The organism is Pseudoalteromonas sp. G5_S1_14_S5 (assembly GCF_054968605.1).
The window spans coordinates 44,440-66,980 of the sequence record NZ_JBQKUM010000011.1 but is presented as its reverse complement, the minus strand read 5'-3'; the positions used below and the strand labels follow the sequence as shown (position 1 = coordinate 66,980).

The following is a 22,541-nucleotide window of genomic DNA, read 5'->3' as shown; positions in this document are numbered from 1 at the left end:
GAAATGAAACTAAAAACTCTCGCACTAGTGTGTGCTGGCGCAGCAAGCGCGTCTATGTTCTCTAGCAGTGTTCTTGCGGCAACCGAAGTGAACTTTTGGTATTCCGGTGGTACTAAGCCACAGCAAATGATGACTAAGCTCATCGAAGGGTTCAATGCGAGCCAAGATGAGTATGTGGTGAAGCCTGCATTGCAAGGTAACTACACGGAAACCTACCAGAAACTGCAAGCTGGTTTAGCGTCTAAAACGGCACCTGAACTTGTGCTGCTAGATTCAGGTCGTGCGGAAGCAATGCACGGACGTGGTTTGAGCCGTGATCTAACGCCGTTCATGGATGAAGAGTTCAACTTCTCTGATTTCATTGGTGCTTTTAAAGATCAAGTGACGGCAGACGATGGCACCATCATTGGTCTACCTGCTTACGGTACAACTCAGGTGTTTTACTACAACAAGCAGGTGTTGGCAGATAACGGCTTTACGGAGCAAGATCTAAAGACATGGCAAGGCGTGGCTAAGGTCGCTGAGAAAGTCACACAACGTGATGAGAAAGGTAATGTGACCTTCTACGGCTGGGAGCCGATGTGGGGGCAAGACAACATGATTGACGCGGCATTTTCTAACGGTGCTAAGATCATCAGTGATGACGGTAAGAAGGTGTTGATTGACTCACCTGAGTGGGTTGAGGTTTGGGACAGCTTCCGTAAGTGGATCCACGATGATCAAATCATGCGTATTCACTACGGTGGTCAAGGTTGGGAATACTGGTACAAAACCATTGATGATGTGATGAAAGACAACGCACTAGGCTACACCGGTTCATCGGGTGACCAAGGTGACTTGGACTTCACTAAGCTTTCAGCAACCACGCAACCAGGTTGGGGCTCAAACCCTTCTGCACCACAAGCGGGTGCGCTGGTTTACGTAATGCCAAAAGGCACAGATGACGCAGCGGCGAAAGGTGCATTTGAGTTTGTGGAGTTCTACACCAACGCGAAAAACACCGCAGCTTGGTCAATGTTCACAGGTTACATCCCAGTGCGCAACAGTGTTTCTGAAGTTCCAGAATACCAAGCGTTCACCAAAGATAACCCGCAAGCCCTGATTCCGTTGAAGCAAGCAAACACGGCGACCAAAGATTTCCTTGACCCTACCAACGGTAAGATCATGGATGCGCTGAAGGTGGCAGCGGATCAAATTCAAATCCAAAACGTGCCTGCTGACAAAGCGCTAAAACAAGCGGCTAAGAAAGCGCAACGTGCACTAGACCGAGCGAATCGTTCTTAATCCGTAAAGATAACAAAACTATCTTTGCATGCATAAAGGCCCACCTTTTCGGGTGGGCCTCTTTTTGACCCAGTCCTTCAATTTGGACGAATTTGGTGAAGACAATGACCCAATTTCAAGGTGAGCTGCCGTTTGGCAGAGTACGTATCCCCTTTGATGTGCCAGCAGGTTCTCACAGCGTAACCATTACCGGCACAACGGTGACAAAAGGATTCTTGTACGCAGCGGCGTATGATGCCAACCAAGCATTTCGTGGCAAAGTGCTGTTCGAAAAGGTGCACAAGTCACTCACTATCCAACCGGAAAACTCAGGCCTAGGCGCGATTGATGGCGCGATTCCATCGGGCGGATGGTTCTTAGAGCTTTATAACCTTGAGGGTGAGTTTCGCACCGAGCGTGCGATGCAGTATCAAGTCGATGTACTTTACTCTGAAGAGTTAGTTAATAGCGATGCTGAGTTAGAACTGACCCCTGCGGTGACAAGTGATCACGATATCGAGTTTGATTACAGTCATATGCTGAGTTCTGATTCTCGCTGGTATCGTGGTGACTTACACGCTCACACTCAGCTTTCTGATGGTCACAATACTTTAGCTGCGGCTAAAGACATTGTGGAATCACAAGGGCTCGATTTCTTTTTCTTTACAGAGCACAACATCTGCCAGCCTAAACTGCCAGTATCAAAGCAGTGCTTGTTCTTACCTGCGTTAGAAGTCACAACCGATCTCGGGCACTTCAATGTGCATGGCTCAGTTAAGTCTTTGGACCTTAGAGACGTTGCACACAGCAGCCAAGCAACCATGGAAGCAGGATTGAATTTGGCAAAAAGTGGGCACAGTTCCCTTGGCATCAATCACCCAATGATGAAGCCGTGGCATTGGAATTACGATCAAGTGGATCTAAGCCAAGTGTCTACGTTTGAAGTGTGTTGTGACCCTACTTGGTCAACTTCACCGAAAGCGACCGAAGAAGCGTTATTGGTTCTCAATGAAATGTGGAATTGTGGCCAGCGCATTACCGCGATTGGCGGCAGTGATTCGCACCTTGAACCGCATGAGCGCAATCCTAAATCGGATGAGCCTTCCATCTATGGCGACCCATCCACCTTCGTTTACAGCCATGGTTTGAGTGGCGAGGGTATCTTGTCTGGTCTGCGTAATGGGCAAGTTTACCTAGAGCGTCGTTGCGGCTTGAAGTTTGATATCAACTTAGGGGATTTGCTGCCAGGTAACGATTCTCAAGGACAAGCGCTTACATACCGAATTGCTGTCTCTGACTCAGAAAACCCTTACTACGCGGAGTGTGTGGTGGATGGTGAGGTTGTTGAACGAATCGCTTTGAGTGATGAGCTGCAAAGTCTCCATATTGATGAGGGCTACCGTTGGTGCCGCGTCGATATTCGTCGTGGGGATCTTTCTTCAGCATTAATCAACAGCATTCAATCTGCATCTGACGAGCGTGAGTTTGAAGGCTGCATCAACGCCGTATTCGACGGTAAAGAACCAGAATTTAACCAACCCCTAGTGCGTACTTGGGGAGAACTAATGGAGCGAATGAGCCGTGATGAAGTTTAAGGCGATGTTATTTGATAAAGACGGCACATTGTTAGAGTTCCACAAGATGTGGCTCAACGTTTCTCGTGGTGCCTGCGAGCGTGTGAAATCTTACAGTGACCAGCATCATGGTAATCAAACTGTCACACCTGCTGAGTTACTCTTGGCCATCGGTGTTGAAGGTGATGTGGTTGATAACTATGGACTACTAGCCTCAAACCCAGTGGAAGATACCGCAATAGCGTGGTTCAACATGCTGCAACCTAATGTCTCACTCGCTGAGTTCACTAAGGTGACCAAAGCCGCTTTCAATGACGAAGTGGAAGAGAACCCAAGCTGGATTGAAGCACTACCGGGTGTGGCTGATAAGCTGGGTGTGTTTAAACAGCAGGGCATGATTTTAGGCATCGCGACTGCAGACACCAAAGACTCAACGATCTACACACTAGAGCAATCGGGTTTGAGTGAGATGTTCGATTATGTTGGTTATTCCGATGGGGATATCGAACCTAAACCAGCGCCAGCACTACTTAATGCCTTCTGTGAGCAATGCGGTATTGAGCCACATGAAGTGATCATGTTTGGTGACACGGTTTCGGATATGGAATTTGGCCGCAATGCAGGCGCAAGCAATGTCGGCGTGCTGACGGGTACAGCACAACACAGCGAGTTAGAGCCAGTGGCGGATCTGGTTATCGCATCAGTCGCTCATTTTGAGCTCAACCAATTGCAAGAACGTTGCTAAAACGTCCACGACAGATTGCAAAGATAGTATTTAACCAATTGATTTAAGGACAGGTTATGGCTGAAGTCACACTGAGAGGGGTAGAGAAAACCTACCCAAATGGTTTTAAGGCCGTGCACGGTGTCGATCTGAATATTCGCGAAGGTGAGTTCATGGTGTTTGTTGGGCCGTCTGGCTGCGCAAAATCTACCACACTTCGTATGATCGCAGGCCTTGAAGATATCTCAGAAGGCGATGTCTACATTGGCGATAAGCGTGTAAATGAATTGCCACCTAAAGATCGTGGCATCTCTATGGTGTTTCAGAACTACGCACTTTACCCGCATATGTCGGTATACGACAACATGGCTTTTGGCCTTAAGCAGCAGAAGTTGCCAAAGCGTGAAATCACTGAACGTATCGAAGAAGCTGCCAAGACATTAGACATTGAGCACTTGTTAGATAACAAGCCGGGTGAAATGTCGGGTGGTCAAAGGCAGCGTGTGGCGCTTGGTCGTGCAATGGTGCGTAAGCCTGATGTGTTTTTGTTTGATGAGCCTTTGTCTAACTTGGATGCGAAGCTGCGTGTGTCAACGCGAGTGAGCATTGCGCAACTGCATAATAATCTTAAGCAAGAAGGGCAAAATGCCACCATGATCTACGTGACACACGATCAGGTGGAAGCCATGACTCTCGGTGATCGCATCTGTGTGTTGAATCAAGGTGAGATCATGCAAGTTGATACACCGATGAATCTTTACCAATACCCTGCAAACAAGTTTGTCGCAGGCTTTATTGGTTCGCCAGCGATGAATCTTCTCAAGGTGAGATTGGATGAGATTGACGGTGTGATGAACGTGGTCTCTGAAAGTGGCAGTCGTTGGGCGCTACCACAAGACAAGCAAGCTATTGCTCGTGAAAAATTGGGCGAGTGGGTGTGGTTTGGTGTTCGTCCTGAGCACATTCAGTTGGCTAATCACGACGCGCCTTTGTCTGAGGTTAATACTCAAACGCACAGGCTTGATGTGGTCGAGTCGATGGGGAATGAGCTGTATCTCTACTTCAAATTGGGTGCCGATAAGCTGGTGGCTCGCGTGCCTTTCGATGCCGATCGTACGGCAAACAGTGACGAAGAGACAGTACTGCATTTCAACACAAGCCAATGTCATTTATTCGATTTAGAAACCGAAGAGACGCTTGATCCTAAGAGCTGATCTTGCCTCTCCAATTAGGTGAGAGCTGAATAAAGAAATCCCCATTCGTTGACTAGGCGAACGGGGATTTTTCTTGGTAGGGGGCACTTTATCAATAGTGAGCATTCACTAATTTATTGATTCTTGGGGATAGTTTTTCGTGTTTGATAACTTCCGTTTTATATAGTGACCATATCCGCGGCTTTCTTCATCGCTTCTTTGGTTGAGCACTCAATCACGTTCGCATTGGCAAAGCGGTGAGCGTCTTTCACTTGAATATCGTGAGCCAAGATAACCAGTTTCGCATTTGCTACATCTAGGTCGGTGATGCGGTTCTGAATGTCGTTTTGACCTTGTGTTTCTACCTTAATCTTAAGGCCAGCTGCCGCACCTGCTTGCTCTAGTGCTTTCGCAGCCATAAAGGTGTGTGCAACACCAGATGGGCAACATGTTACTGCTACGATGTCATACTCGCCTTCGCCTGCTACAGGTGCTGTTTGAGCTTGAACCGGCGCAGCTTCAACTGTGTCTTCTTCGGTCTCAACGACTACTGGTTTCCAGAAGCCAACGATAACCGCTGTGGTTAGAGAGCCAAGTGCGATATCGACAAGATATATGCTATTTGGCGCGCTTTGTTTGGGTTCACTACTACACGTTCTACGAAGTTTTCAAGCGCTTTGATTGGTGAGTCTGTTTCGTTGCGAAAGCGGTTCAGGTTGAGAATGCCAAGCTCTGTATAGTGAGCAAGCACCTCTTTAAATAGACTTGCTTTGCTGCCAGCGGTTGAATAGATGCTACCCGGACGAAGACCAAGCACATATTGCAGGTTATGTATAAAAGTCGCGTGAAGTCCTTTTCCCAATACAGGTTCGTTGCCTTATCTACAGCGTCTTGTCTATCGAACTTCGCGGTCTTGGACATAACATATGCTTCATTAATCTGAACATATGTTCAAAATTTTATGCTGAACTTTCGTTCCGTTAAAGCAGTGTTTTACTCGATTTACAAGTTGTTCTAGCACCTTATTAGGATATAAGGCGCTCGATTGAATACAATTTATGGCAAGTCTTGGCTGCTTTTACTTTGGAATATTGCCCCATTTCCAGGGACGTTCCTGTAACAACGCTTCGGTAACAATAAAGTGTATTGCTTGATCACTTTTCTTATGTGCACAGTTACGCTGCATTTAAATTAATGGAGTGCTGTCGATAGAGAGGTGCGGATAATCGGAAACTAAACTTACATTGCAATTATGCAATGAAGCCCACATAAAAAGTGTATAAGGTGGGATTGATAAATAGATTGAGGATACAATTTGGTTCGCTTCTATAACATATGTATTTGTTTTTTTATGTAATAAAAGCGGCTTTCTTAAGTGCGTGTTTAATAAGACACGAGTCATGCTTTGGTTTGAACATCAAAAGGCAACAAATAATGAATTGGAATACTAATGAGTTACAAGTGCTCTTAAGTGAGCATCAGGGTTGGAGTGTTGAGTCAACTGAGCAGTCTATCGTGATACAAAACGAAGATGGAATTAATGCTTTTTTAGCCGTTTCAGGGGAACAGATATTGGTTGAAGTCTTGTTGTTCTCTCAATCTGACGTCAAGGATAAGCATGCGCTTAATGAAACAATCCTGCGTACGCACAAGATGTTCCCTCTATCAACTATTGGGATTAATGACGTGAGTGGTGAGAGCTATTACACAGCGTTTGGTTCATTGTCGTCTCAATCTAAAAAAGAGAGCGTAGTCATTGAGGTTGCTACTCTATTTAGAAACGTTGAGGCATTCATCGACCTTTACCAAGAATACTTATAAGGAGAGAGCAGATGAGTGTTTGGAAAAAACTAGTAACGGCCATCAAAGGTGGCGCAAATGAAGCGGCAGAAGCGGTAGCGGACAACCAAGCTCTAAGGATTCTTGATCAAGAAATCCGAGAAGCAAAAGAGGAGTTGCGCCGTTCAGATGAAGCTTTAGTTAAAATCATTGCAAAAAGAAAGCTGTCAGAACAGAAAGTCGCGAGCTTCGATAGTGGAATAGCTGAATACGAAGGGCATGCCCGTTCAGCGATGGAAAAAGGCCAACAGGATCTAGCTTTAGAGTGTGCGACAAAGGTCGCGACGCTGCGTAGCGAACAACAAGCGGAGCAGGCTTATTTTCAGCAGTTTACTCAGTCTGAGCAATCTATGCGTACGAATATCGCACAAGCTAAAGACAAATTACGCCAATTAGAACAACAAGTTGACGTTGTTAAAGCCAATGAAGCAGTCCAAAAAGCGCAGGCCGCTGTATCAGCAACAAATGTTGGCGCTAATGCAAAAATGCATACTGCGGTTGAATCTTTAGATCGTATAAAGCGCCGCCAGGATGAAAGGCAAGCACAATTTGAGGCTGCACAAGAACTCCATGAACAGCAATCTGGCAGCAGTTTAGATAAGAAGTTGGCGGATGCTGGCATTGTGTCTGGGGGAAGTAAGTCAGCTGAAGACGAACTAGCTCGAATTCTCGGTAAGTAGCTTCTAAGTTACGTGTATATGGAGTGTAGCGCTTGGCCGTTACGCTCTTTCGTTTGTTAAACAAGGAGTGCTTTATGTTTGGCTGGTTTAAAAAACAAAAAGACGAGAAACCTCAGGCACCCCAAGCGCCGGAAGTGATTGGATTGAGGTTAGGCGGTGCGTTTGAACTCGATGATCTCAAACTGAAGATTATTGAACCTAGTCTAGTTATTGAAGGTGCAGCTCGAACTCAAATCATTAAAGCAGTTGGCGAGGTCAAACTTGATAATCAGACTCGCCTTTTGCGGTATTACACTGACGACGAGGGGTATTTACAGATCCTTCAACATGGGAATCAAGAAGCTGATATTGAAGAAGTGAAGCTTTGGTATTTCTATGAGTCTAAGCCGATTGATACCGACGCTCAGTGGCAATCATTGTTAGAGAACGATGTGGTTCAATCGTACAAGGAGCTTGAAGGGCATCGTTTTTCCAAGGTTTGGGACAATATTCGTCCGGTTCCTATGACAGAGACCACTTGGGATCAGTCAGGAAATATTACAACCACCGATCAATTTGTCATGGTTTATGAACGTGAGGCTGAAACGGATTTATTCGAGTCACTATTGGTGAGCGCCGAAGAGTCGATCGCCAATAATCAGCATGTTCGCAGTGTAGTAACAAGCACTGGCATTAACCTTACTCCAACTGACTTCACGTTAATTAGCTAACAACTCTCTATCTCCGTTAAGGAAACATTATGTCTCAATTTGTAAATTCTCTGGCAGGGCTTGGTGCGTTTGCGCTTTACTTCGCATTGTCAATTTTCTTCTTACTGCTTTTTAAGTTTGTTTATATTCGTTGCACTCCTTACGACGAATGGAAGTTGGTTAAGGATGAACAAAATATTGCAGCTGGTATTACGCTATCTGGTGCTTTCCTAGGTTATAGCTTGGCGATTGCTGGTGCAGCAAAGAATTCAGTAAATCTGGTCGATTTTGCTATCTGGGGTGTGATTGCTTTGATCGCACAACTACTCGCTTTTGCGATAGTTCGTTATGGTTTTATGCCAAAATTGGTCGAGCGTATTAAGGCTAACGAAATTCCTGCAGGTATCGTAATGGCATCTATGTCTATCGCTATTGGCCTGCTTAATGCCGCTTGTATGACCTACTAGGAGGCGGAATGAAACGTAGTCAAAATGTAGTTTTGCCTGAAATGCGTAAGAACTGGCGTCAGTTCAGTTTAGCCCCGATTTCTGTAGCGGTGACAACAGCAATGATTTCTGGCTGCAGTGATGATTCTGTTCGAACCAATATTTATGGCACGATTGATGATTGTATTTATGATCACCCATCTTATGCGGCGGAGTGCAAAAGTGCTTATCAGGATGCTCTAGAAGAAGCGAGTCGCACGGCACCTAAGTATAAGAGCATTGATGATTGTGCGCATGAGTTTGGCTTTAGCGGATGTGTTGCTGCTCCTCAAAACAATTGGTTTATGCCTGCGATGGCAGGATTTATGTTCGCACGCATGGTAGATGATCGTCGTTATTATTCTCAGCCTATGTTTACATCGACGTACTCTCGTAGCATTTTCTATGATGATTGGATCACTGCGGATGGTCGAACTTATGGGAAGTCATATCAACGTGGTACGGTATCTGTGAGTCGTGACGAGTTTAAGCCCAAGCCGACGGTGAAACGAACTATCTCTCGTGGTGGTTTTGGCTCCACGGTATCAGCGAAATCAAGTTGGAGTAGTTCTAAGAGCTCAAGTAAAGGTTGGGGCGGCTAATGCTTCGTCTGAATTCGGAACCTCGAAAACACTGGAAGCAGCTGGCGGCAGAGTATGGTTTTGGTTTCCATACCATGTACGATGAACCGTATTGGGATGAAACGGCTTACTATCAGTTCACTCTGAAGCAAATCGAAGAAGATCTTGAAGAGCCAACTCGAGAAATTCATGAAATGTGTCTCGAGATCGTCGATGTGGTCGTGCGCGATGAATACTGGCTTAAGCGCTTTCAAATTCCTCAACCCATGTGGCAAGGTGTTTTGGATTCGTGGAAGCGTAGGGAGCCTTCTCTCTATTCTCGTATCGATCTTGCTTATGATGGACGTGGTCCTGCCAAGTTTTATGAAAACAACGCCGATACACCTACATCGCTGTTTGAAACGGGATTCTGGCAATGGTTTTGGCTTGAAGATTTGGTGAACTCAGGAAAGCTAAGGCGTGATTCTGATCAATTTAACTTGCTTCAAGAGTTAATGATGGCGAGATTCCAAGAGTTAGCGCGTTTACAACCCGGTCAGACATTGCACTTTTCATGCTGTAAAGATACTGAAGAAGATCGTGGCACGGTTCAGTACATGCAAGACTGTGCGATTGAAGCAGGGTTGAAAACGAAGTTTGTTCATATTGAAGACATAGGCGTAACGCGAGATGGAGAGTTTACCGACACTCAAGATAACCTGATTCGATGGATGTTTAAGCTTTACCCTTGGGAATTCATGTTCCAAGAGGATTACGCCGAGCACTTGGAGACGGCCAAAGTGAATTGGCTAGAGCCTATGTGGAAGTCAGTGCTATCTAACAAGGCAATTCTTCCTTTGTTATGGGAGAAATTTCCTAACCATCCGAACTTACTAGCTGCGTATTTTTCAGATGATCCTAAACTGAAACAACTGAAAAATTCCGAGCTCAAAGATCATGTAATTAAGCCTCTATTTTCACGGGAAGGTGCCAATATTCAAGTTGTAAGAGATCAAGAGCTTGTTCTTGATACCGACGGCCCTTACGGTGAAGAAGGACATATCATTCAGGCTTTTCATCCATTACCAAAGTTTGGTGATAACTATACCTTGGTTGGTAGTTGGTTGATTAATGATGAGCCCGCTGGAATCTCAATCCGAGAAGACAGCTCCCTAGTGACTCAAGATATGTCTCGTTACCTTCCTCACATCATTCTCGACTAGATGGTCATTTTGGTTGATAGACACCTGTGTTTGCCTGTTTATCAACCTAACTTACCAATTATTGATGCTCTGTTCCCAAAGTTGCATAGCTCTGAAATTAGCTTGCTTGAGGCCTTAGAGTCTCTCGCGTTCTGAGTTGTTGCATAAGCTATTGGCCCTGTTGGTCTCTTTTACTTCTCATTTTACTTTCCTTCAGAAGCTGCTACTGCAATCTTTAATTGAATGATGTTTTATATTTTGGAGGAAGAGTGAAGTACTTTGTGGTCCCTGCTGTGATATTGTCAGGATTCGTGGTGAGTGAAGCGTTTACGGTGAGTGATGACGTTGAACACTTTGTGAGTTTAGGTGTACTCGATGGTTACACCGCTTAGAATGAGTCGGAGTTTACGCCTGCGGTCGGCTATCATGCGTTGATCGATGATAGGTATCGTTGGCGGTTAGGAGTGGCGCATAGTATGAAGTCAGACTAAACAACTACGACTGGCTCTTATGATTATGTTTATAACTTCGACTCAAAATGGGCAGTTTTCGGTGGCGCATCGACTGGTTATAGTTTCGCCAAAAGGGATGATGGCTTGTTGGCTGGAGGTCAGTTTGGCTCAACTTTCGAACAGGTAGAGAACATGAAAATGGAACTCGGCTACCGAATTCACGACACATTGGACAGCTGGAAAGGTAGAGATATGTCGCGAATTTAGGGGGGTACTTCGAATTTAGCATGAAAGTGTAATTATTGGCGACAAACTGGGTCGCCTGAAAAAGGGGCCTTTAAGGAACGTCGACATAGGAAAAGTTTATCGTGGTGGTTCGCATCAGCTCTTCAATGCGCAGGCGCTGATCATGAGAAAGGTATAACCCTTAAACTATAGAGTTAATTGGCTACAAAGTTAACTAGCTCAAAACTAAAAAGACTCCGATTTAGCCCTTAGCTAACAGTGGAATCTTTTTGTTGATATGTCTGAGTTCAGCATTTTAAAAGGATGATACTTAAATACGTCTTCAACCATTGAGTTAAGTAAATTTGTTTAGATTCAACAACTGCACGTTTTACGAAGCTTTCAAGCGCTTTGATTGGTGAGTCTGTTTCGTTGCGAAAGCGGTTAAGGTTGAAAATGCCGAGTTCGGTATAGCGAGCAAGCGTCTCTTTAAACAGACCCTCTTTGCTGCCAAACGTCGCGTAGACGCTACCCGGAGGAAGACCAAGCACATATTGCAGGTTATGTATAAAAGTCGCGTGAAGTCCTTTTCCCAATAAAGGTTCGTTGCCTTATCTACTGTTTCTTGTCTATCGAACTTCGCGGTCTTGGACATAACGTCTGCTTCATTAATCTGAACATATGTTCAAAATTTTATGCTGTACGTTCGTTCCGGTAAAGGTGTGTTTGGTTTAGCTTGACTACAAGCAACCTTATTCGACTAGCTTAAAGCGAGTAAACCTTTGATACTGTTTGGCTATACCCTTACTTTTCGAAAGACTGGCTAGTTTAAGTATTTACTTGCCACGGAACGCACATACTCAGGTTCAAGCTTTCCACCACACAGGGTTTGGTGGGTCAGTAGGCCGATGAGGATGCTGTACAACTCGACCGCATTCTCGGCATCGATGTATTGGGCGAGCAGCTGTTGATACTTATTGTTGGCGATCTCGATGCTGGCATCTTCAGCTACGGCTTCTTGACCAATTACATCAATGTAATCAAAGACCAACTTCATCTCTTGGAAGTAGCGTGACTCTATCGCTTGAAAGATATGGAGGAAGTTTTCAATCTTTTGCCCGGCTGTAGCATCAACAGCAAGGGGCAAGTCGGCGAGATTACCACCATCGTGTCGAACAATGGCTTCGGTCGCAGCCTTGAATAGTTCATCTTTACTTTTGTAGTAGTGATAAACCGCGCTTTTGCTCATGTTGAGGTGTGAGCACAGTTGTCTCATTCCGAGTTCTTTATAACCAAACTCCAAAAATACACCAGCGGCTTTCAGTGCGATCTCTTCGCGTCTTTGGTCATGATCGACGATCTTTGGCATGAGTCTTCCTCGGAGTTCAATAGTTTAAGGTTCAGTCAATTTAGGCTACTGAAGCAATAGTTTAATGTAGCTGATCAGTGCCATCTTAGTTTAAATTAGTCCAAGTGGTCAAAATAATTCTTTACAGTGGTTAAACTTCGATCTAATTTAAAAAGACCAAATGTTCTAAATAAAAGTTAAACGACTATTATTCGAGGTAACTATGAGAATTGATTGGAACCTGCCCCCATTCAGAGCGGGCTTCTTAGGTGGGCTAGATAGATTTATTGGTCCGGGGGCGACATCCGCAGAGAAGAACCTGCAACTGTACATACCGTTGATTGCGGGGGCGCTGATCGCTGCATATGCCAGTTATGCTGAGTTGGGCTGGTCTTGGGGACAATACCTAGCGGCAGTTCTGTTAACCATCGACATGTTGGGTGGTGTGATCACCAACGCGACATCAAGTGCCAAGCGCTGGTTTCACAGAGAAGGGGAAGGCTTTAAGCAACACATGACCTTTATCGCCATTCACTTCATTCAATTAACGCTATTCAGTTGGCTGTTTTTGGATTTGAATCTGATTTGGGTAGCAGTGACCGGTGGTTACATGATGTTGGCGTGTATCTTTGTATTGAAAACCGCACTCTATTTACAACGTCCAGTTGCTTTGATTCTGTATATACTGAGCTTGATCTTATCGCTTTATGTTGTGGAGTCACCTGTCGGCTTAGAATGGTTTTTACCTGTGTTTTATTTGAAGTTATTAATCAGTCATATTCTACGAGAAGAACCTTACCGTCCGGAAAACGAAGCTGTTTAATCAATGAGGCTTTTTAATAAATGAGGTTATCTACCAGTGAACGTAACGAATGAACCTAAAAGCCGAATTCTAGTGGCTGGGGCGACAGGGTACTTAGGTCGTCATCTTATCGAAGCGCTCCAAGCGCGCGATGCTGATTTCAAAGCGCAGGCCCGCAGTGCGGACAAATTGAAGGCTCTCGGCTTGAACGATTCTCAAATTCAGATCGCACAAGTGACCGCTTCCGAGAGTCTAAAAGGGTGCTGTGATGAGATTGATGTCGTCATCTCTTGTGTTGGTATCACACGTCAGAAAGAGGGGCTGAGTTATATGGATGTCGACTATCAAGCCAACCTAAACCTGCTGGAAGAAGCGGAGCGAGCAGGGGTTAAGAAGTTTGTTTATGTATCGGCATTTAGGGCGAACGTGATTAAAAACGTTCGCTTACTTGAAGCAAAAGAGCGCTTTGCACAGCGATTATTGGCATCAGTACAATTAGCGCCTTGTGTGATTCGTCCGAATGGATTTTTTGCCGACATCGAAGAGTTCTACAATATGGCTAAGGCGGGAAGGGTGCACCTTTTTGGTTCAGGGGCTGTTCGTTTGAATGCAATTCATGGCGTAGATCTATCCGAATTTATCTTGGCCTCGTTACCTAATGACGAAACAGAATTGGATGTGGGTGGTCCAGATATCCTCAGTGCAACACAAATAGCAGAGCTTGCTTTTCAGTCTCAGGGTAAAACAGCGCAAATTACTTATGTTCCCGACTGGGTGAGGACATTGGCTTTGTGCGTGATAAGGCGGCTACCGGAAAGTCGAGTTGGACCTGCAGAGTTTTTCTTGAGCGTAATGGAAGGTGATGCCATTGCGCCATGCGTGGGAAAACATCATTTAAGTGACCATTTTTCCCAGCTTAATAACGAGTCTAATTAAGGCTAGTCGTCGACGACTTCGACGGTTTTATGTTGTGCACCGTAATAAGTGCCTTCATCGATGGTGTACATCAGAGTTGCTTCACATTCAGGGCAGTCGAACTCTTCATTGGGCTCGATGGCTTCCTCTTCTACCCACTCCCATCCAATGTGTTCTTCGCAAGCTGGACAGTCCATAAATACCTCAGGTTATGCTTTTTAGTTGATTGAATTGTTAACTTTTCGGAGCGGCATTATACATAGTTGCTGCTCAATATGTAGTGAGTATTCAGCCGAGGTTTAGTGTTTACCTACCTCTTTACTATTAATAACAAGCACTATTTTTCAGTCACTTGTGTCGTAAATGTGTTGTTGCACGGTTTTTGTGTTCGGTAAGGTTGCATAGCTAAAAGATTTATAAATAAACCAATGGGTTTTGTAAGGTTAAATGCTAGCGTCATCGATTGCCGATAACATGGCACGTTAATTGATTAACTAATTAGTAAAGGCGCACCACTTTTGAAGTGTGTCTAATTACATAACAGATAAAGATTCGTCAGCTGCCAGGAAATAACAATGAAATTAACCGATATGTCTTTTAAGCAAAAAATCATCGCTTTGCTTATTTTACCGATCTTAGGGTTTCTATGGCTGAGTGCTTCTACCATTTCTAAAAGCGTAGAAACGACCAGCGAAATGTCGTCATTAAACCAACTGACTCGTTTGTCGGTTATGTACAGCGAACTTGTGCATGAGCTACAAAAAGAACGTGGTATGACGGCAGGTTTTATCGGGTCGAAGGGCACTAAGTTTGTTAGTGAACTTCAATCCCAAAGAACCAGTGCGGATAATAGACGTGCTCAGAGAAACGAATATTGGCAGTCTGCAGCGATTGATTTAGCGCAGTTTACTCGCCTGAACAATGAAATTAGCCAAAGTCTTAACCAAATTACTTCTATTCGTAACCGAGTTGATTCTCAGTCGATACCACTTTCTGAAGCTTTGGGCTATTACACAAAACTAAACGCAAAATTATTGAGTGTCTCGGCGTTAATCGCAGAGCTAAGCTCTGATGCCACCATCACTACGGAAACCATCGCTTATTACAACTTTTTGCAAGGAAAAGAGCGTGCGGGTATTGAGCGTGCTGTGCTGAATAATACCTTTTCCAAAAACGAGTTTGGCCCAGGTATGCTCGTGAAATTCATCTCTTTGGTAACAGAGCAAAATACCTACTTCTCAAACTTTGAGGTGTTGAGTTCCCCAGACAATGTTCGCTTCTTAGAGCAGAAATTGAATGATCGTTCAGTGGCAGAGGTAGAGAAACTTCGCAGTTTGGCGGAATCTAAGATGAGTGGTTTTGATGTCGACCCTGTGTATTGGTTCGCTCAAGCGACAGGCCGTATTGTTCAGTTGAAGAAAACCGAGAATCAGTTAGCAGACTCATTGATTGCGTTGACTGAGAAAAAGATGTCAGAGGCGCAGTCTGCGATGATGATGTGTATCGGTCTGTTTGCTTTGGTCTCCTTATTTGCGACCTTCGTGAGCTTTAAGGCGATCAGCGACCTAACGATGAGAGTAAAAGATCTGATGGTGATGTTGTCTAAAGTGCGTAATGACAATGATCTAACGGTTCGTGCTAAGTACGTAGGTAACAGCGAGCTTGGACAGATATCTTCGGCACTGAACGAAACGTTAGAAAAGTTTTCGAATGTTATCGACAATCTGTCTCAATCGAGTCTGACCTTAGCTTTAGCTGCTGAAGAAACCTCGCAAACTTGTTACTACAACACGAACACCTTGGTTCAACAACAAGATCAAATCGGTTTAGTTTCGACGGCAACAGAAGAGTTATCAGCAACGGTAAATGAGGTGGCGGCTAACACTCAGCAGACAGCAAGCTCTGCTAAATTGGTCGATGAGCAGTCTCAAGAAGGTTTGAGTACGGTTCAAAGCTCTTACCGCTCTATAGAAAAGCTGGCATCCGAAATTAATGACCTAGCGGAAAAGATCACGCATCTACACGAGAGTAGCAATAACATTAATAGCGTGATTGATGTGATTAAGTCGGTAGCAGAGCAAACTAATCTACTGGCATTGAACGCGGCAATTGAAGCAGCCCGAGCGGGTGATCAAGGTCGTGGATTTGCGGTAGTTGCCGATGAAGTTCGTACTCTGGCGCAACGTACCCAGCAATCAACAGCGGAAATTGAAGGCTTTATCAGCTCGCTACAGTATGATGTGCAGACGGCGTTCAATGTTATTGATAACAGTCAGAAGATGTCGTTTAAAGCAGTTGAGGATTCAAAAGAGGTTGAGCACACCTTACAAGGTATCTCTGCATCGGTGAGCGAGATATTTAGCATGACCGAACAGATCGCCACAGCAACGGAAGAGCAAGCCGTTGTGACTCAAAAGATCGCGCAAAACGTGATGGCAGTAGAGCAGAAATCGACGGAGTCGACCACAGGCGCAACTCAAATTGCAGCAACCGCCAAAGAGCAAGCTGAACTCGCGGCTTCATTGAAAGAGATAGCGAGTACGTTTAAGAGCTAGTTCGAAGACGCCCAAACGAAGCTGCATAAATAAAACTTAAAAAGCCCGTGAATCACAGGATTCACGGGCTTTTTTATTAAAGACGTTTGGGCTAGCCCTAAAACTCTAACCCATAAACCAAGACACGAAAATTAACGCACCATAGCCAAAGGTAGCAACAAGTGCAGTGTCGCCGCCTGCTACAGTGTAGCTGCCCTCGGTTTGTAGGTGAGGGAAGTCAGGTCTGCGAACCTTAACTACCATTGCGAGAGGGCCCCAAATCGCGAGGAACACCAACACCATGCCAGCATAGTCCAACATGCTGACGAATTGGCTAGCGAACAGCTCAGCTAATATCAAAGGCAACACAAAGGTCAAAGCGTAAGCCATGAACTTGTTATTAGTCACCGCATCTTTGTTTTGGTCGAATAGCGCCATGGATACACCAAGGAAAGAGGTCACCAAAGCAAGCGCAGAAAACAGTGCAATCACGACTTTTAGCCAAGACGATTGACCACTAAACGCAGAGATGAGCTCTGAGATGTTGTGGAACTGACTGATCGCGTCTGTACCAAGGTTTCCGATAATCGCGAACAGCCAAGTGAGGTAGCAGACTAGAGGGATCACAGAGCCCAATAGAATCATATTGCGGATCTGCTTTTGAGTCGCTTCACGGTTGTAGATAACCAATGACGGGATCACCACCATAGATGCAAAGCTGGTAAAGATAACCGCGCTGTATTGCACCACGTCATTCGCCGTGTATTGGCTAGTTTGAGTCAGGTAATCAAGGCGAATATTGCTAAACAGAGAGGCAATAACAATAAACAGCATCACCACCATCAAGATGAATAAGCCACGATTCAGTTTGTCGATGTAAGACTTGCCTGCCACAACAATCACACCCGTTAATAGGCTAAAAGCTGTGTAAGCTGCAGAGGTAGACACATCTACACCAACATCGAGTAAAAGCTTATGGATGATGTCTCCGACACCCAGGATATAAGCGATCAACATGCATACTAGCAGCAGGTAAAAGAGTGCATTGATAAAGTGTTTTCCTTTGCTGCCCAGAGTGAGGTAAGCAACACTGCTCATGCCACTGTTATCTTTGGTTTTGGTACACGCTTCTGCTAATAGGAGAGCTGAGTATGTGGTGCCGATAAAGATGAGTAGCATCAGCACTGAGCTGATCATGAATCCAAATTGAGCCAACACCATGGGAATAGCAAGCATGCCAGCCCCTAATGCAGTTCCTGAAAGAATCAAAGAACTGCCGAATAATTTCATATTCAAAAAAGCAACCTCTAAGTATCCAATTAACTTTTAGTTGGATTGTAAATATTTGTTGCCAAGCCTAACAAATTACTCAGTAAAGTTAGGGCTTATTTTCTAATTATTTTTGAATTTTTCTAAAATAATTAAGCTGAAATTTGTTGTGTATATGAATTTTACCTTAAGGCATTTGGGTGGTGATTGTTTTTATCGTTTTTATAACCTTTACAAATTTATCACCACTTAATAATTGTCTAGCTTTGGCAAGTTAGGTCGAATTGTTATTTCCCTAAAATCGACTCAGATACTTGCTTTTTTATTAATCCACTACTGTCACTTTATTCATATCTTGATGGTTTGTCGTAAATGGAAAGAACCGTTGTCGTAGAAGCCACTCGGTAGTTGGGCACTTCGCTCTTATTATCCTCACACCAATTATGTGAGGGGGTTATGTATCGTTTGCTGTTTTGTAGTTTTGCGCTGGTTCTTTTGTGTCCAACGGCGATTGATTTGTATTTGGTTGCCCTGTCTCAAATTGCTGCTGTTCTAAAATGCTGTTGACCTGACTACAACTTCATAGTTTATCTTTGCTACCAAAATGAGAGGAGCTTTTCTTATATCGGTGAGAGGTACTCTTATGTGCAGTTAACGCACATGCTTCGCGATAATTTTCGCCAGAGTTGCGATTCCTTCTTTCCAATCCTTGCTCTCTTCAATGTTCGCGACAGTAAAGCGCAGGCAATGTTTGTATTGATCGTGTGTACCAAAAATAGTACCAGGTAAAATACCGATTTTGTGTTTCAAGCATTCTTGGTAGACGGCATAACTGTCGAGTGATTCGGGGAGCGTTATCCAGTTTATAAATGCCCCTTCAGGTTTGGAAAGGTGGTAGCGGCCAACAAGATGTGGGTAACTATCTAATGCTTGAATCAAAAGACTTTGAAACTGCTTTTGGTTAGTTTGATAGAGTCGTTTCATCTTAGATAAATGACTGCGATACTTTCCTGTGGTCAGAAACTGGCCGACGGCTGACTGCATCAGGTTAGAGCTGCCCATGTTGTCACACAGTAGGTACTTTTCGATTAAAGGTTGATAGCGACCAGAAAGCAACCAGCCCAAACGTAGGCGAGAGTCTAAAGTTTTGGATAGAGAGTTCACGTAGATCACTCGGTCTTTGTCATCCAGTTCTTTCAAGCTCGCAAGTGGAGCATCAAACGCCAAGCTTCCGAATACATCATCTTCAATAATCGGCAAAGAGCCAGTTATCTCCAATAGTGCTTTTCGATTCGCCAGAGGCATTCTCGACCCAGTTGGGTTAGTAAAGTTTGGTGTCAGCAGCAGTGTTTTCACTTCCCATTGATTTAAGGCATTTTGTAGTGCTTGAATATCGATTCCGTGGCTCACACTGCTTGGGATTTCAAGCGCTTGTAGACTCAATGATTCCAGCAGTAGCAAGTTGCCAAAGTAACAGGGAGATTCAACCACAACGATATCGCCAGGTTTGGTTAACGCACGCAGCGCTAAACTGATCGCTTGCTGCGCGCCGTGAGTAATCGCAATTTCTTTCGATCCCGAAGGCACACCAAGATCATGGGTGATCTTTAACAATTGTTTTACTAATTGTTCGTCGCCAGGGGGGAGTTGATAATAGCCGGGAAGTTGAGTCTGCAAGCGGCTGTGGCGACCAATTTCAGCGTACAGGCTACGAATGGCGGGGGTGTTAATGTTTGGGTGAGCAGAGCCTGATTGTAACTTTAAACGCCCACTTGGACGGGAGAGCACAGATTTAGTGACAGATAACAGATCAACTTTTTGAGGTTGGCTTGGCGCATCCCAACTCGTTGTATTCGGAACTTTGACGCGATAACCCGACTTGGGAACGGAATACACCCAACCTGTTGCTTCGAGTTCTTGGTAGGCTCGAATCACGGTGTTTTTGCTCACACCCAGTTGCTCGCTTAGTTGTCGGATTGAGGGTAAGCGATCGTCAGGGTGAAAGAGCCCTTTGTCAATTTGAGCTTTAATGTGTTGCTCGGTGGCAAGGTATTTATTGCCGCTGACTTCTGTTTCCACGCTGTTCTCCCGTTCCATAATTATCAATCTGTAACCATTTAAAGTGTTATATCTGTATCTTTATTAGTTATCTGTACCCAACTAAGGTAACAGCATTGATGAAGAGTTGACCAGAGGTTTGTAATGCTTATTAAAATGATTCCGTTCGTGTTTGTAATATTGTGGTCGTCAGGTTTTGTGGGCGCACGTCTTGGTGTGGAATACGCTGAGCCCGCAACATTATTGTCACTTAGGATGATAGCTAACGTAGGGCTGTTCTTGGTTTTGATTGCCATTCTTAAGCGTCGTATTCCTCGTGGTCGAGCATTTTTTCATGCTTGTTTGGTCGGTATTTTGATTCACGGTTTTTACCTAGGCGGGACCTATTTGGCGATTGATATGGGTATGCCTGCTGGGTTGAGTTCTTTATTGGTGGGTCTACAACCTATTCTTACCGCGCTGATCATGGTCAGCTGCACCTCACAGCGTTTTAACTTTGCGCAATGGCTTGGCTTGGCACTCGGTTTTGCGGGTATTAGTTTAGTGTTAATGGGGAATATTGCATGGCAATCAGATGACCAAAAAGGCCTGGCGACACTGTTATGTTTAGTCTCATTGGTAGGTATTACGTGCGGCACTTTATATCAAAAGCGTTTCTGTAAGGGGACAGACATGGTAGGCGGTGCAATGGTGCAGTACATGGCCTCGACAGCGTTGTTCCTGCCTTTCGCTATGCGTTACGAAACCATGCAGGTGAACTGGACGCTAGAATTCACGTTAACGCTGATTTGGCTGGTGGTCGTTCTATCTTGTGTCGCAATACTGTTGTTGCTTTACATGGTGGAGAATGGGGCGTCTTCAAATGTGGCATCAGTGTTTTATCTCGTCCCACCGACGACCGCAATTCAAGCGTGGCTTATCTTCGGCGAGTCATTCGATGTCTATGGTGCAATGGGCTTTGCGCTGTCAGCCACTGCGGTTTATCTGGTAGTGAAGAAGCCCGAATTGATTAGGTTCCGAAGACCAGCGGCTTTAAACCGTTAAAAACAAAAAGAGCCTGAATACTCAGGCTCTTACTCTATCAATAACTTTCTAGCGGCTTTGGATTAGCGCTTCATCAAGCAAGCGTAAGCCGTTGTAAACGGTGCTTCTTGGTACTGCTTAAGACCCGTCTCTTTGAACTTCATCATTAGAGGGTTGCGCTTTAGGCTCTCTTTGATGTCTGCCGGAGAAACAACTTCAACGTTTAGACCGTCGATCAGTTGGATCGCAGCCTCTAGCTTGAAGCCGAAGCCACCGCCAGCAAATTTGCCTTTAGTTTGGCGTTGGCGAATCACTACTTTTTCTACTTGGTAATCTTCCATTAACTTTGCAAAAGAGAATTGAAAGTCTTTCATATTCTGTGTGTCGTTAGCGTCACTGATAGAAACCTTAGAAACTCGGCAATCAGGGATGTTAAATACACCATCTGACAGAGAAAGAAGACAGATGACTGCATCGTTACCTTTGATTTCAACACCACAAATTTTCATGTTCTTACCTACTTATTTTAGAGCCGTATATTATGGTGTTATTTCTGATACTTCTCCACTATTTGAGAGGATTCGACAAAAATAATTCAAAATTAGTCGATATTTGAACCTAAAACAAAGCCGCTTGAAAAAGTCTGACACCAAAGGTAACTGATATTTATTGGTAAAGTCTGCTGATTAAGGTGACAGAGATCGGTAACTTCAATACACTGCATTGGTATCCGTAGTTCAGTACAAGGTAAAGGCATGGCCAATTGGGAAGGGGTAAGTGAGTTTGTTGCAGTCGCAGAGCGTGAGAGTTTTACTGGTGCTGCGCAGAAGCTTGCTACATCGGTCGCTCAAATAAGTCGCAGAGTAGCAAACCTCGAGGAACGTCTCGCGGTGAAACTGCTTAACCGAACGACTCGAAAGGTTTCGCTAACAGAAGCAGGGCAGCTCTATTATCAGCAGTGTAAGTTGCTGGTCGAGGGCTTAGAAATTGCGGAACTGGCGGTAACACAAATGCAATCGACCCCGAAAGGATTGCTAAAAGTGACAGCACCGGTCACCTATGGTGAGCGTCAACTAGCCCCAATACTTCACCAATTTTTAAAGCTTCACCCGCAAGTAGAATTAGAGTTAATGCTGACCAACCAAAAGCTCGACTTAATCGACTCTGGTGTCGATGTCGCGATCCGTCTTGGTCGACTAGAAGATTCTAGCCTGGTGGCAAAGAAGCTTTCTCAACGACAGCTCTACGTATGCGCAAGCCCGGAGTACATTGAACGTTACGGTGAACCACATACGCTCTCTGAGCTGAGTAATCATCAGTGTTTAGTTGGTGGCTTTGAGCACTGGCGTTTTAAGGAAAATGGTCGTCCTCGCTCAGTTCGCGTTAATGGACGTATCAAGTGTAATAGTGGCTTGGCTTTATTAGATGCAGCGAAGCAAAGCATAGGTTTGGTACAGTTACCAGAATATTATGTGAGTGAAGATCTAGACTCTGGAGAGTTAGTTGAGGTGCTTTCTGATTATCGAGACGATAAAGAAGGGATCTGGGCGCTATATCCTCAAAACCGAAACTTATCTTCCAAAGTTCGCCTGCTGGTGGATTTTCTTTCTGAGCAATTAGATTAGTTTTGAACAGTCTGTTCATAGACGTAAAAAAGAGCTGAAGAAACTAAACTCTAAAGCTCTTTTGTTAACGTTACTTTTTAT

24 protein-coding genes are annotated in these 22,541 nt (G+C 44.6%); 16 read left to right on the top strand and 8 right to left on the bottom strand.

What is annotated here, in order from left to right:
* Positions 1–3 precede the first annotated feature (3 nt).
* The 4 genes from ACTRWI_RS05455 to ACTRWI_RS05440 all read left to right on the top strand — a co-directional run bounded on the left by ACTRWI_RS05455 (position 4) and on the right by ACTRWI_RS05440 (position 4,775).
* Positions 4–1,284 (top strand): extracellular solute-binding protein, encoded by a 1,281-nt coding sequence (locus ACTRWI_RS05455; RefSeq protein ID WP_499129793.1) that lies wholly within the window; start codon positions 4–6, stop codon positions 1,282–1,284.
* A 104-nt stretch (positions 1,285–1,388) separates the two neighbouring features.
* Positions 1,389–2,858 carry a CehA/McbA family metallohydrolase gene (locus tag ACTRWI_RS05450; protein ID WP_499129792.1) on the top strand — a complete coding sequence of 490 codons (1,470 nt, stop codon included), beginning with the start codon at positions 1,389–1,391 and terminating at the stop codon, positions 2,856–2,858.
* Complete coding sequence (locus ACTRWI_RS05445) at positions 2,848–3,582, top strand: HAD family hydrolase (RefSeq protein ID WP_499129807.1); 735 nt, start codon at positions 2,848–2,850, stop codon at positions 3,580–3,582. The genes ACTRWI_RS05450 and ACTRWI_RS05445 overlap by 11 nt, the downstream gene beginning before the upstream one ends.
* Positions 3,583–3,638: 56 nt before the next feature.
* On the top strand, positions 3,639–4,775 hold the full coding sequence (locus ACTRWI_RS05440; protein ID WP_499129791.1) for an ABC transporter ATP-binding protein: 1,137 nt from the start codon (positions 3,639–3,641) through the stop codon (positions 4,773–4,775).
* A gap of 158 nt (positions 4,776–4,933) precedes the next feature.
* Here the strand turns inward: ACTRWI_RS05440 and ACTRWI_RS05435 are convergent, their stop codons facing one another.
* Together ACTRWI_RS05435 and ACTRWI_RS05430 are read right to left on the bottom strand one after the other, a co-directional pair.
* Complete coding sequence (locus ACTRWI_RS05435; protein WP_499129806.1) at positions 4,934–5,218, bottom strand: PTS fructose transporter subunit IIB; 285 nt, start codon at positions 5,216–5,218, stop codon at positions 4,934–4,936.
* Between the two features lie 119 nt (positions 5,219–5,337).
* A complete protein-coding gene (locus tag ACTRWI_RS05430; RefSeq protein WP_499129790.1) occupies positions 5,338–5,616 on the bottom strand; it encodes a hypothetical protein in 279 nt (92 codons plus the stop codon).
* A gap of 572 nt (positions 5,617–6,188) precedes the next feature.
* Here ACTRWI_RS05430 and ACTRWI_RS05425 point away from each other — a divergent pair.
* From ACTRWI_RS05425 to ACTRWI_RS05395, 7 genes are all read left to right on the top strand, one after another.
* A complete protein-coding gene (locus ACTRWI_RS05425; protein ID WP_499129789.1) occupies positions 6,189–6,575 on the top strand; it encodes a DUF2170 family protein in 387 nt (128 codons plus the stop codon).
* Between the two features lie 11 nt (positions 6,576–6,586).
* Positions 6,587–7,273: a PspA/IM30 family protein gene (locus tag ACTRWI_RS05420; RefSeq protein ID WP_137406882.1), complete on the top strand. Its 687-nt coding sequence runs from the start codon at positions 6,587–6,589 to the stop codon at positions 7,271–7,273.
* A gap of 74 nt (positions 7,274–7,347) precedes the next feature.
* Positions 7,348–7,983, top strand: a complete 636-nt coding sequence (locus tag ACTRWI_RS05415; RefSeq protein ID WP_499129788.1) for a YjfK family protein — start codon at positions 7,348–7,350, stop codon at positions 7,981–7,983.
* Between the two features lie 29 nt (positions 7,984–8,012).
* Positions 8,013–8,429 (top strand): DUF350 domain-containing protein, encoded by a 417-nt coding sequence (locus ACTRWI_RS05410; protein ID WP_499129787.1) that lies wholly within the window; start codon positions 8,013–8,015, stop codon positions 8,427–8,429.
* Between the two features lie 8 nt (positions 8,430–8,437).
* Complete coding sequence (locus ACTRWI_RS05405; RefSeq protein ID WP_122055243.1) at positions 8,438–9,049, top strand: DUF1190 family protein; 612 nt, start codon at positions 8,438–8,440, stop codon at positions 9,047–9,049.
* Positions 9,049–10,230: a glutathionylspermidine synthase family protein gene (locus ACTRWI_RS05400; RefSeq protein ID WP_499129786.1), complete on the top strand. Its 1,182-nt coding sequence runs from the start codon at positions 9,049–9,051 to the stop codon at positions 10,228–10,230. Before ACTRWI_RS05405 ends, ACTRWI_RS05400 begins: the two co-directional genes overlap by 1 nt.
* Before the next feature lie 248 nt (positions 10,231–10,478).
* Complete coding sequence (locus tag ACTRWI_RS05395; RefSeq protein ID WP_499129785.1) at positions 10,479–10,601, top strand: hypothetical protein; 123 nt, start codon at positions 10,479–10,481, stop codon at positions 10,599–10,601.
* A gap of 593 nt (positions 10,602–11,194) precedes the next feature.
* Here the strand turns inward: ACTRWI_RS05395 and ACTRWI_RS05390 are convergent.
* Positions 11,195–11,482 carry a TetR/AcrR family transcriptional regulator gene (locus ACTRWI_RS05390; protein WP_499129784.1) on the bottom strand — a complete coding sequence of 96 codons (288 nt, stop codon included), beginning with the start codon at positions 11,480–11,482 and terminating at the stop codon, positions 11,195–11,197.
* Between the two features lie 227 nt (positions 11,483–11,709).
* Positions 11,710–12,255, bottom strand: a complete 546-nt coding sequence (locus ACTRWI_RS05385; protein WP_499129783.1) for a TetR/AcrR family transcriptional regulator — start codon at positions 12,253–12,255, stop codon at positions 11,710–11,712.
* Between the two features lie 202 nt (positions 12,256–12,457).
* Between ACTRWI_RS05385 and ACTRWI_RS05380 the strand changes: the two genes are divergently transcribed.
* Positions 12,458–13,057: a hypothetical protein gene (locus ACTRWI_RS05380; RefSeq protein WP_499129782.1), complete on the top strand. Its 600-nt coding sequence runs from the start codon at positions 12,458–12,460 to the stop codon at positions 13,055–13,057.
* A 36-nt stretch (positions 13,058–13,093) separates the two neighbouring features.
* Complete coding sequence (locus tag ACTRWI_RS05375) at positions 13,094–13,972, top strand: SDR family oxidoreductase (RefSeq protein WP_499129781.1); 879 nt, start codon at positions 13,094–13,096, stop codon at positions 13,970–13,972.
* A gap of 2 nt (positions 13,973–13,974) precedes the next feature.
* Here the strand turns inward: ACTRWI_RS05375 and ACTRWI_RS05370 are convergent, their stop codons facing one another.
* Complete coding sequence (locus ACTRWI_RS05370; RefSeq protein WP_186728027.1) at positions 13,975–14,148, bottom strand: hypothetical protein; 174 nt, start codon at positions 14,146–14,148, stop codon at positions 13,975–13,977.
* 378 nt (positions 14,149–14,526) lie between these two features.
* Between ACTRWI_RS05370 and ACTRWI_RS05365 the strand changes: the two genes are divergently transcribed.
* On the top strand, positions 14,527–16,506 hold the full coding sequence (locus tag ACTRWI_RS05365) for a methyl-accepting chemotaxis protein (protein ID WP_499129780.1): 1,980 nt from the start codon (positions 14,527–14,529) through the stop codon (positions 16,504–16,506).
* Between the two features lie 105 nt (positions 16,507–16,611).
* Here ACTRWI_RS05365 and ACTRWI_RS05360 read toward each other — a convergent pair whose 3' ends face one another.
* Positions 16,612–17,775, bottom strand: coding sequence for an amino acid permease (locus ACTRWI_RS05360; RefSeq protein WP_499129805.1), 1,164 nt, complete (start codon positions 17,773–17,775; stop codon positions 16,612–16,614).
* Positions 17,776–18,405: 630 nt separating this feature from the next.
* Positions 18,406–19,833: an aminotransferase-like domain-containing protein gene (locus ACTRWI_RS05355; protein ID WP_499129779.1), complete on the bottom strand. Its 1,428-nt coding sequence runs from the start codon at positions 19,831–19,833 to the stop codon at positions 18,406–18,408.
* A 123-nt stretch (positions 19,834–19,956) separates the two neighbouring features.
* Between ACTRWI_RS05355 and ACTRWI_RS05350 the strand changes: the two genes are divergently transcribed.
* Positions 19,957–20,856 (top strand): DMT family transporter, encoded by a 900-nt coding sequence (locus ACTRWI_RS05350; protein WP_499129778.1) that lies wholly within the window; start codon positions 19,957–19,959, stop codon positions 20,854–20,856.
* Positions 20,857–20,918: 62 nt separating this feature from the next.
* Here the strand turns inward: ACTRWI_RS05350 and ACTRWI_RS05345 are convergent, their stop codons facing one another.
* Positions 20,919–21,344 carry a DUF3010 family protein gene (locus tag ACTRWI_RS05345; protein ID WP_004741147.1) on the bottom strand — a complete coding sequence of 142 codons (426 nt, stop codon included), beginning with the start codon at positions 21,342–21,344 and terminating at the stop codon, positions 20,919–20,921.
* A gap of 246 nt (positions 21,345–21,590) precedes the next feature.
* On the opposite strand from ACTRWI_RS05345, the gene ACTRWI_RS05340 reads away from it, so the two are divergent.
* Complete coding sequence (locus tag ACTRWI_RS05340) at positions 21,591–22,460, top strand: LysR family transcriptional regulator (protein WP_499129777.1); 870 nt, start codon at positions 21,591–21,593, stop codon at positions 22,458–22,460.
* Positions 22,461–22,541 lie beyond the last annotated feature (81 nt).